This window comes from Veillonella sp. oral taxon 780 str. F0422, from assembly GCF_000221605.1.
Taxonomy (GTDB): domain Bacteria; phylum Bacillota; class Negativicutes; order Veillonellales; family Veillonellaceae; genus F0422.
Window position 1 is genome coordinate 1 of sequence record NZ_AFUJ01000047.1, and the last position, 10,217, is coordinate 10,217.

The window sequence follows — 10,217 nt, forward strand, 5'->3', positions numbered from 1 at the left end:
TAGGATGTTTATGCGCATCACGAGTGGCTATACGGATGGCATGTTTCCAATCTTTGCCACAGATAAAAGAAGCTATCACAAATAAAACACAAGTAATACGTGCAGGAATATAATTAACTACATCATCTAAGCGGGCTGCAAAACGACCAAAGTATAAATAGCGCTCATTTTTATAGCCTAACATGGAGTCCATCGTATTAATAGTTCGGTATCCAATAGCCCCCCATGGACCTATTAAGACAAACCAAAATAAAGGGGAAATAATGCCATCTACTGTATTTTCCGCTACTGTTTCAATAGTAGCACGAGTAATTTCACTTTCATCAAGTTCACTAGTCTTACGACCTACAATCCATCCCACTTTACGGCGTGCTTCAGATATATCTTGTTTTCTCAACAAATTAGCAATTTCTATGCCTGCCTCTGCTAAACAACGAGGGCTAATAGCAATGTATAGGCACAATAAGGATACTATGAAATAGCCGATTGGATGTATGGTCCCTCCTATAAATAGGAGCCCTGTAACAATGACCATCACAGTCATTAAGACTAGTAATACAGTAGATATCCCTAATAGTATTTGATTCCTTGCCATAGTATTCTTTTTATACAATAGATGTTCATAGAAAGAAATACAATTACCAATTAAAACAACAGGATGGTATTTACTTCTAGGGTCACCCACTAAAGTATCTAACAAAAGTGCCCCTAAAGGAATAAAATAAAGAAGATGGTGTATAAACCATTCCATTAGTCTTGCTCCCATAATGATTGAATATATTCCATATCTAAATGTTCTTCTACAATCTTGGCTAATCGATTATAGGCAGCTTCTTTATGTTCAAAGTAGCGGAATACAATATCTAATGGCTCTAATCCTTTTTGTACGCAATGCATTCAGGATTGAGCGACGTAATCCATCATTATCTAAAATGCCATGAATATATGTGCCCATCACTTGACCATTACTAGTGACAAAACCATCGATCACATCTACCTTAGCATCACTACGCTTTTGAATGTGGAAACAACGTTCTCCTGCTCCTACTGGCTGTGTATCTCCCATATGGATTTCATAGCCTACAAGATTTTCACCACTATAGTTAGTACCTAAGAAAGATAAATCCTTTACATCAAAGCAAACTTGATGTGTTAATTTTTCAGTTTTCATAGTAGTAGCTGTTGGAAGCAAACCTAAGCCTTTTAATTCAGGAATATCCCCTTCAATCCCTTCTGGATCATAAAGCATTTCTCCCAGCATTTGATTACCACCGCAAATACCCAATACAGGTACCCCAGCATTTGCTAAGTCGTGGATATCTTTATCATAGCCATGCTCCTGCAAGTACGATAAGTCAGCTAATGTGTTTTTAGAGCCTGGTAAAATTACCATATCTGGATGACCAATTGGCTCCCCTTGTTTCACAAAACGAACAGATACATCTGGTTCATAGGCAAGAGCATCAAAGTCTGTAAAGTTAGAAATTTTAGGAGTTTGCATGACCGCAATCGTAATCTCCTTAGATACTCCTCTATATTTACTTTCTAATGCTACAGAATCTTCTTCATCAATATCAAGGTTTTCTATCGCCGGTACTACACCTACTACTTTTTTACCTGTTTTTTCTTCAATAAAATCCAATGCAGGTTGTAATAATGTGACATCACCTCTGAATTTATTAATGATAATACCTTTTACTAGATCTCTTTCATCTGGTTCTAATAATTCTAAAGTACCCACCACAGATGCGATAGCACCACCACGATCAATATCTGCAATAAGCATTACAGGAGCCTTTGCTAACTTGGCAACACGCATGTTTACAATATCATTAGCTTTTAAATTGACTTCCGCAGGGCTACCGGCACCTTCAATGACAATCATATCAAAATTTTCATCAAGATATTGTAAACTTTGTTTTACTTTATCTAAGGCTGTTAAGGAGTATTTTGTATGGTATTCTCTAGCGCTATACACACCTACCGGTTTGCCCATTAAAACAACTTGAGAGGACTGATTGCCTGTAGGTTTTAATAGGACGGGATTCATTTGTACAATAGGCTCTAAACCTGCTGCTTCCGCTTGTGCTACTTGGGCTCGCCCAATTTCATCCCCTGCTTTGGTAACATAGGAATTTAACGCCATATTTTGTGCTTTAAAAGGTACTGTTTTATATCCCTTATTATGTAAAATGCGACACATTGCTGTAGCTAAAATACTTTTACCTACATTAGAACTGGTACCTTGAAACATAATTTTTTAGCCATGGTTGCTTACCTCCAATGCTTTTATATCTATTGTCATACCACTGATTGTCATATATGATTCATCAGCCTCTGCTGCTACCATTCGATTGACACGTCCCATAATATCTCTAAAAATACGAGCTAATTTATTCTCTGGAACAATACCTAAGCCAATTTCATTGGTCACAAAAATAACCGTCTTTTCATTGTTTCCCTTGTAGGATCGAATCACATCAAGTACAGCTTGTACTTCTGAAAGTATAGCTCTTTCACGGCAATTTATATCTTCCTGAGATGTAAATTCACCATCTTCTAATAATAGATTAGTAGTCCACATCGTTAGGCAATCTACTAATACCACAGAACATTCATCTAATATTTTTTGAATCTCTTTACTAATGGCACAAGGGATTTCATAATTGTTCCAAATCATTTTCCGTCGTTCTTGATGTAAATGAATACGATGCTTCATCTCTTCGTCATAAGCTTGCCCTGTAGCAATATATCCTTTTTGTCCTTCTTTAGATAAAGCTATTGTTTCTGCAAACTCACTTTTGCCACTACGGGCACCACCTGTACAAAATATTATACGATTTTTCATAGTATACCTATACAAAGTTGCCCTTTATCAGTTATCATATGTACTATACGTTCATTATAAAGGAGACAACTATGGAATTATTAAATTTAGACATCCAATTAATGGCCACTCTATGGGAAAATACCTATCGTGCAGCCATTAAAGATCAAAATGGAAATTATGTAGCCTCTGTACGCATTATCGTAAATGTTCCACTTTCACCAGACCGTTTACCACCCAATGCACCAAAAGCAGATCCACAATTATTTGTATTGGTAGAAGACGCTGTGATGGAATCGGAAGATATCATTCAGTTTGAAACTTTATTATCCGTACACATCCGAGAAAAATTTAAAAATGAAATCGATCAGATCTATTTCTTCTATCCAAGCCCTGAAGATGTGCTAAACAAAACTGTAGATGTACAAGAAGTACAACATTAATCACAGTAACTACATACATAGTATTATAGCACATCCAAGAAGATTTGATAGAAATAATCTAAGAGATACTAAAAGGAGGTACCCAACATGGAGTACCTCCTTTTATATCGTATACTATTTCACTTCATCTTCTACGCGCGCTAAGATAAATAGCAAGTCGGATAAACGATTCAAATAGCGAAGATTCGACATATGAATCTCTTCTGTTTCTCCTAACTTCCATAGGTCTCGTTCTGCACGGCGAACGATGGTACGACCTAAGTGCAAGAAACTGGATGTTTTACTATCACCAGGTAAAATAAATTTAGATAATGGCTCTAATTGTTCATCAAATTTGTCGATGATCTGTTCTAAATTAGTCACATGCTCATCTGTAATAGTAGCTTCTTGTCCTAAACTAGAGATATCAGCCATAATCATCCACAGTTCTTTCTCAAGTTGCAATAATGTGTCTTGTACTACCTTTTTGTCAGAGTACGCACGAGCTACTCCAAGAAAGGCTTGTGCCTCGTCAATTGTTCCATACGTACAAACACGTTGAGATGCTTTACTTACACGTTCACCAGTGTATAAACCAGTAGAACCTGCATCGCCTGTTTTCGTGTACACTTTTGCCATAGTATACCTCCTTAACAACTAGAAACCTTACGATCTCTGTAACATAAGATATGCATTGCTCCCTTTATATGCGACTCGCTATGTCACGCAAACGTTGAATACGACTTTCTGTAGATGGATGCGTGCTAAATAATTGAGTCATAGTGGAAGAAATTCCACTCAAAGGATTAATGATAAACATGTGTGCTGTAGATGATACGCGGCTTTCGCTTTGACCAGGAAGCACACCAAATTTAGCATAATGCTCAATTTTGGCTAATGCGGATGCTAAGGATAATGGCTTGCGACTCATCATCGCCCCTTCTTCATCTGCTAAATATTCACGAGAACGTGAAATAGCCATCTGAATTAAGCTAGCTGCCAATGGAGCTAAAATGATAGTGCCAATTAATGCTAAAGGATTAGAATTCTCCTCATCATCACGGCCTCCAAAAATAGCTGCCCATTGTAACATATTCGCCACCATAGCAATAAATCCTGCCATGCTGGCTGCAATAGTACTAATTAATGTATCTCTATGTTTCACATGAGAGAGTTCATGAGCCAGTACACCTTCAATTTCATCGTCTGTTAATAGTTTCATAATACCTGTTGTCACAGCCACTGCTGCATGCTCAGGGTCACGGCCTGTAGCAAATGCATTAGGTACTTCCGATTCAATAATATACACCTTTGGCATCGGTAACCCTGCATTATGAACTAGTTTTTTACAATATGGAAGATATTCGGATTGTTTTGTTCGGTAATTTCTTTTGCATCGTATGCACGTAGTACCATAGATGCACTATTCCAATAAGTATAGAAGTTGATACCTAAAGAAATAATAAACATCAGTATCATTCCTGAGTGACCACCGACCATTTGACCAATCACCATCAATAATCCTGATAATAATGCCAACAAGGCTGCTGTTTTTATGTTGTTCATGTATTCCTCCTACTTAGTTTTTATTAGAATGTGTATACTTAGTATAGCATACAAAATGTAAAAGAATCATGAAGTGTTCTACTCATATTTAATTTTCACAACTTTAGCACCTTCACGGTCTGCATGAAGCACAAAACGACGACAGTCAATATCGTTGTTCATAAAGACCGAACTCATAGCATCTGCCACTGTCACTGCATGTTCCGGAGAACAATAAGCAATTAAAGTTGAGCCTGAACCACTAATAGTAGACCCATAGGCACCATGATTCTTAGCTGCAGTAAATACATCATCACAATAAGGAATCAAAGTTTTACGATACGGTACATGTAGATAATCCTGTAATGCTACAGACAAATTATCCATCCTATTTTGTATCATAGAGCCTACAAATAATGTGGCAAATCCTACATTGGCAACAGCTTCTTTATAGCTTAACTCCGTTGGTAATACGCTTCGCGCATACGATGTTTCTACAATCACTTCTGGTACCACTACAGCAAAGGTTAAGTTACTTGGTACATCGATATGAGAATGGAATACTGTATCATTCCCACCAACAGCACAGACTAAATTCCCCATAATAGCTGGTGCTACATTATCAGGATGTCCTTCCATATCATTGGCAATGAGCAATAATTGATCTTTATTTAAAGGTTCTTGTAAGTAGGCATTGGCTAATAGCAACCCACCCACAATGGCAGTAGAACTACTGCCAAGACCTCTTGATGGTGGAATTTGTGTATTAGAATGAATGCGACCATAAACAGGTGCAGCATTTACTTCTTTAAATACACGCTCCATGGCAATACCCACTAGATTTTGGCTATGGTCCTCTTGTTCCAACAAGTCCGCCCCAAAACCTTCAAAGGTATATGTATTAGATGTTGCCTCTTTATCCGGTTCAAAAGTAAATACATTGTATAAATTTAATGCTACTCCAAGACAATCAAACCCTGGACCGCAATTGGCACTCGTAGCCGGTACTTGTACCGTAATAGATTTCATGAAAACTCCTTTATTCAACCATGATGCGGATCACACTACCCACTTCTCTAACGACTCGTAAATGGTTGAAAGAATCGATTAAATTTTGAATGTATGCATGTGGGCATTTAGATGTAATAATGGCTAATGTGGCAGTATCGTTATCTGCTTTGCGCTGGATCACAGAATGAGCCGAAATGCGTTGTTCCGCTAGCTTCGTGGCTACTTTCGCCAATACGCCTGTAGAGTTATCCACTGTCATACGAATGTAGTAAGCAGATTCGATTTTGCTAGAACTATACATTGTTTTTTGCGGATAATAGAACTGCTTCATTTCCCCTGTTTTGCCTTGCACAACATTACGAGCTACTTCCATCACGTCACTCACGATAGAACTACCTGTTGGTAAGCTACCAGCTCCACGACCGTAGAACATAGCCTCATCAAAACCATTACCACGTAAAAATACAGCATTAAAAGAACCCCGTACAGAGGCTAATGGATGAGTGTTTGCAATGAAGGCAGGATGTACATTTAAGGACAGACCTTTTTTCGTTTCTCTTGCAATGCCTAACAACTTAATAGTATAGCCAAACTCTTTGCCAAATTGGATATCACTAGCATCAATTTGCGTAATCCCTTCACAACTTACATCTTCAAAGAAGATACGTTTATTAAAGGCAATAGAACCTAAGATGGCTAATTTACGTGCTGCATCATAGCCTTCCACATCAGATGTAGGATCTGCTTCTGCATAGCCAAGGTCTTGTGCTTCTTTTAGGACTTCTTCATAGCCTAATCCATCTTCACTCATCTTAGACAAAATAAAGTTAGTGGTTCCATTTAAAATACCCATAATTTCTGTAATTTGATTACCGCCGAAGGAATCATATAAGGCGCGGATAATTGGAATCGCCCCTGCCACACTCGCTTCAAAGCGTAAGTCCACATGATGCTTCGTAGCTAGCTCCATTAAATAGGGACCAGCTTCCGCTAATAAATCTTTATTGGCAGTCACCACATGTTTTCCAGCAATAATAGCTTCTTCAATGCAAGTACGGGCAAAGGTAGTCCCTCCCATCACTTCCACTACAATATCTACAGATGAATCCTGTAAAATTTCTTTATAATCTGTTACAAATGTAGCGGTTGCAGGTAGTGCAACATGACTATATTTATCTGGATTTCTCACATAAATTTTATCTATAGTCACAGGTACACTAATACGATTTTGTATGACATCTAAATTTTTAGTCAATAATTCTACTGTACCTTGTCCAACTGTACCAAAACCCAAGAGGGCAATCTTAACGCCTTGCTTCATTCTTTATCTCCTTAAGCACTAGGCTTGACCAATTAGTTCCACCTTAATAACTCCCTCTAATTGTCGTACTTCGTGCAATACATCTTCTACTGGTAATGTTAATTCTTTTGTTTCAAAAGAAATATTTACATGTGCTACACCTTGTAGCGGCAAATTCTGATTAATCGTTAATACACTGCCATTATAATCTGCAATAATCCGTAAAATATTAGATAGCATACCAGACTCGTTAGAAATCAGTGCATTAATTGACACAATTTTACCTTGTGAAAGTTCATAAAATGGAAATACATAATCTTTGTATTTATAATAAGCAGAACGACTTAAGTCCATTTTTCAACAGCTTCATTAATCGTTTTAGCCTCTCCTAGTTGTAAAATAGATTTTACTTTGATCGTTTTTTAATCGCTTCTGGTAAGATTACTTCATTCACTAAATAAAATTTGTCTTTTTTGCCTTTCACAGCCATAACTACACCTCTTCACTACTAGTGGAAACGGAACTTGCGATATGTTGTCCATATAGAGTAAATACGGAATACATACCGATAAAAAATGGAACATATTCTGCTACAATCCGCCACGCCACTGCAACTAGCCCCACCGTTCCAATTGGCACAAAAGAAGCAAATAAATACACAAATAATCCTTCTGCAACGCCTGTTCCACCTGGTGTAGGAGCAAAATATAATATTAAATTTAATAAAATCATACGATTTAAGATTTCAACAATACTAATATCTGAAGTAAACGCATACATCAATGCTGGCGCAATAGCATATAAAAATAATAAGCTCAATGCAGACTCAATAAATACGATGAAGGATTGCATAGGGTTTGCATATAATAAACTAAGCCCCCCATTAAATTCATCCAACTTAATGAGCCAACCTTTTGGGTTTCCTTTTTTTGTTATCTTACATATCCAAGTTACTAAGCATTTCATAAGTCGTGTTTGTAATAGATACATTCCCATAAATGTTGAAATCACAACAAAGATTGATATACCTATCAATTGAGAATTAGTAATATATGGTACATCGATAGGCTCTGTTACCAGAATAAAGGGTAACATGATGATTAAAAATAAAATAGAAAATACAGTTCGCACTAACACAATAGGTGCTGCTTTACCGATAGGTACATGATAAGACCGTAAAATCAAAGCCTGTGCTACCGCACCACCACTAGCACCAGGTGTTAGCATAGCCATAAAATAATTACCAAATATAACTCGTAGAATAGCAATTAGGGATAAACTATATCCACCCATACGTACCAACCGTTGTAGCCGCAAACCATCAAAGTACATACCTAAAGCAAGTGCTACCATTGCCAACAATAAAGATGTAAAGTTAAATGTACCTAATGTAGCTAATGAATCTAAATCAATTGTAAAATAAATTGTTATACCTGACACAATAAGGAGTAAAAATCCAATGAAGATTCCTCGCTTTGCCATGGTACTCATGAACGTTCTCCTTCAGTCCATTGTCCATAATGGATGAGACTAATATCATGAGTACCAATATATTCTTTTACTCTAGCAGATGTCATAGCCGCTCGTTCCTCATCCCAATGATAGCCCCAATCATACAAAGATCGGAGTGTATGATTATCTTTACCAGGATGTGTCATAATTTCATGGACCCCTTGTTTCTTAGCAACCTTTTTTAAAATTGCTAACAAAGATTCTTCCCTCAATTGACCACCATTCATCATACCCCAAAAATATAGGGGCGATGAAAATCCAAAATCACGAGATGTAGTGTAGGCTTGTTGTGTGATAACCGTTAGCCCTACTTTACCAATCCAACGACCTAGTGAAGACACACCATTCATTAAAAATGGAGTTTCATCGGGCATACGAATCTTAGTTAAACCATAGCGCTTCATTTGTTCTGCCACTATAGGCAACACTTGTGGTAGTACATGCATATGTTGATGTCCATCTACATGTGTTATAGGTAATCCTGTAGACATTACTTTTTGAAATTGTGCTTCAATTTCTTTTCGCAATTCAGAACCTTTTATACGTCCGGTATACAGCCGTTTTATAAATTCTGTGTGTGTCATAGGAAATTTACCATCTATCAGTAGACTTGGAACTTCTTTAGGATCACAGACTGGTGAAAGCCCTCCGACCAAGCAAACATGTAATCCCACACCTAGTGTGGGCATTGTCTTAGCTAATGATAAGGCATCCTCAAAATAGTTTCCAGATGCCAATAAAGACGTACTTGTTACTATTCCTTGTTGATGACTTTCTAGGATTCCTTCATTAATAAGAGGATGTAAACCAAAGTCATCTGCATTCACAATTAGACGTTTCATAGTTACCTTCCTGTACGCACTAAATGGATAATTGTATTCTTATTCTACCAAAATTATTGCTATTTGGATAGACAAAGTTTTCTTTCTTGTACTTTATACATGCACAAAGCTCCAGCTATGGCAACATTCAGAGATTCCATAGGACCATACATGGGGATAGAAATTCGCTGTGTAACCAACTGTAATATATCCTCTGAAATACCATTTGCTTCATTTCCTAGAGCAATCATAGTGGCCCCTTCATAGCTTAGTTCTCCATAGTTAACACTATCTTCTAAAACAGTTCCATACAATTTGATTCCTTGCTCTTCTATAAGCTTTACTACACTATCTTGTGTGACATTTGTATAAATCGGTAATTTACACAATCCGCTCATAGTACTACGCACTGTTTTTTCATTGTATATATCTACCGTATTAGATGTTAAAAAACATAGCTCTTACACCAGCACCAACAGCAGTTCGTATTAAAGTTCCTAAATTGCCTGGATCTTGTACTCCATCAATGAGTACATATAGACCATTCTCTTTTACACGAAAATCTTCTAGTCGATGTACTTTTTGACATACTACAGCAATTATCCCTTGTCCATGAACTGTTGTTTCAATCCCTTTCCATAGGTTATCTGAAATGGAAAATACCTGGACGTCATAGATGTCACATAAGGATAGCAATGGCTCTAACTGTTCCTGTTTTATGGATTCTATGTTGACAATGACATACCGTACTGTACCAGTAGGCAGCATATCCATTACAG

At 37.2% G+C, this 10,217-nt stretch carries 9 protein-coding genes and 4 pseudogenes; 1 reads left to right on the forward strand and 12 read right to left on the reverse strand.

The window, feature by feature from the left end; all coding sequences use genetic code 11:
* From cbiB to cobU, 3 genes and pseudogenes are all read right to left on the reverse strand, one after another.
* Nucleotides 1-751: adenosylcobinamide-phosphate synthase CbiB (cbiB, locus tag HMPREF9200_RS05245; RefSeq protein WP_009353782.1), on the reverse strand; the 751-nt coding region annotated here is incomplete at its 3' end.
* A pseudogene (locus tag HMPREF9200_RS05250) lies at nucleotides 751-2,254 on the reverse strand (cobyric acid synthase). The gene cbiB and the pseudogene HMPREF9200_RS05250, both read right to left, overlap by 1 nt.
* Before the next feature lie 6 nt (nucleotides 2,255-2,260).
* On the reverse strand, nucleotides 2,261-2,848 hold the full coding sequence (gene cobU, locus HMPREF9200_RS05255) for a bifunctional adenosylcobinamide kinase/adenosylcobinamide-phosphate guanylyltransferase (RefSeq protein ID WP_009353781.1): 588 nt from the start codon (nucleotides 2,846-2,848) through the stop codon (nucleotides 2,261-2,263).
* 71 nt (nucleotides 2,849-2,919) lie between these two features.
* Here cobU and HMPREF9200_RS05260 point away from each other — a divergent pair, with 71 nt between their 5' ends.
* Nucleotides 2,920-3,270, forward strand: coding sequence for a hypothetical protein (locus tag HMPREF9200_RS05260; protein WP_009353780.1), 351 nt, complete (start codon nucleotides 2,920-2,922; stop codon nucleotides 3,268-3,270).
* 114 nt (nucleotides 3,271-3,384) lie between these two features.
* On the opposite strand, the gene HMPREF9200_RS05265 is transcribed toward HMPREF9200_RS05260, so the two are convergent.
* From HMPREF9200_RS05265 to HMPREF9200_RS08120, 9 genes and pseudogenes are all read right to left on the reverse strand, one after another.
* Entirely contained in the window at nucleotides 3,385-3,888 is a 504-nt protein-coding gene (locus tag HMPREF9200_RS05265) for a cob(I)yrinic acid a,c-diamide adenosyltransferase (RefSeq protein WP_009353784.1), read from the reverse strand.
* Between the two features lie 64 nt (nucleotides 3,889-3,952).
* Nucleotides 3,953-4,815, reverse strand: a pseudogene (gene htpX, locus HMPREF9200_RS05270) (zinc metalloprotease HtpX).
* A gap of 78 nt (nucleotides 4,816-4,893) precedes the next feature.
* The gene (gene thrB, locus HMPREF9200_RS05275) at nucleotides 4,894-5,823 is read right to left on the reverse strand and encodes a homoserine kinase (protein ID WP_009353791.1); all 930 of its coding nucleotides are present in this window, start codon (nucleotides 5,821-5,823) and stop codon (nucleotides 4,894-4,896) included.
* Between the two features lie 10 nt (nucleotides 5,824-5,833).
* Nucleotides 5,834-7,126 carry a homoserine dehydrogenase gene (locus tag HMPREF9200_RS05280; protein ID WP_009353786.1) on the reverse strand — a complete coding sequence of 431 codons (1,293 nt, stop codon included), beginning with the start codon at nucleotides 7,124-7,126 and terminating at the stop codon, nucleotides 5,834-5,836.
* An 18-nt stretch (nucleotides 7,127-7,144) separates the two neighbouring features.
* Nucleotides 7,145-7,595: pseudogene (locus HMPREF9200_RS05285) on the reverse strand (ACT domain-containing protein).
* Nucleotides 7,596-7,597: 2 nt separating this feature from the next.
* The gene (locus HMPREF9200_RS05290) at nucleotides 7,598-8,596 is read right to left on the reverse strand and encodes a lysylphosphatidylglycerol synthase transmembrane domain-containing protein (RefSeq protein ID WP_009353790.1); all 999 of its coding nucleotides are present in this window, start codon (nucleotides 8,594-8,596) and stop codon (nucleotides 7,598-7,600) included.
* Nucleotides 8,593-9,459: a ChbG/HpnK family deacetylase gene (locus tag HMPREF9200_RS05295; RefSeq protein WP_009353783.1), complete on the reverse strand. Its 867-nt coding sequence runs from the start codon at nucleotides 9,457-9,459 to the stop codon at nucleotides 8,593-8,595. The genes HMPREF9200_RS05290 and HMPREF9200_RS05295 overlap by 4 nt, the downstream gene beginning before the upstream one ends.
* A 59-nt stretch (nucleotides 9,460-9,518) precedes the next feature.
* Nucleotides 9,519-9,836, reverse strand: coding sequence for an RNA methyltransferase (locus HMPREF9200_RS08115; protein ID WP_255260729.1), 318 nt, complete (start codon nucleotides 9,834-9,836; stop codon nucleotides 9,519-9,521).
* A gap of 40 nt (nucleotides 9,837-9,876) precedes the next feature.
* Nucleotides 9,877-10,217, reverse strand: a pseudogene (locus tag HMPREF9200_RS08120) (RNA methyltransferase); the annotation flags it as partial.

Excerpts from the sequence above, each read along its gene's own strand:
- cobU (WP_009353781.1), bottom strand. The coding sequence starts at position 2,848 with ATGAAAAATCGTATAATATTTTGTACAGGTGGTGCCCGTAGTGGCAAA.
- HMPREF9200_RS05260 (WP_009353780.1), top strand. The coding sequence starts at position 2,920 with ATGGAATTATTAAATTTAGACATCCAATTAATGGCCACTCTATGGGAA.
- HMPREF9200_RS05265 (WP_009353784.1), bottom strand. The coding sequence starts at position 3,888 with ATGGCAAAAGTGTACACGAAAACAGGCGATGCAGGTTCTACTGGTTTA.
- thrB (WP_009353791.1), bottom strand. The coding sequence starts at position 5,823 with ATGAAATCTATTACGGTACAAGTACCGGCTACGAGTGCCAATTGCGGT.
- HMPREF9200_RS05280 (WP_009353786.1), bottom strand. The coding sequence starts at position 7,126 with ATGAAGCAAGGCGTTAAGATTGCCCTCTTGGGTTTTGGTACAGTTGGA.
- HMPREF9200_RS05290 (WP_009353790.1), bottom strand. The coding sequence starts at position 8,596 with ATGAGTACCATGGCAAAGCGAGGAATCTTCATTGGATTTTTACTCCTT.
- HMPREF9200_RS05295 (WP_009353783.1), bottom strand. The coding sequence starts at position 9,459 with ATGAAACGTCTAATTGTGAATGCAGATGACTTTGGTTTACATCCTCTT.
- HMPREF9200_RS08115 (WP_255260729.1), bottom strand. The coding sequence starts at position 9,836 with ATGAGCGGATTGTGTAAATTACCGATTTATACAAATGTCACACAAGAT.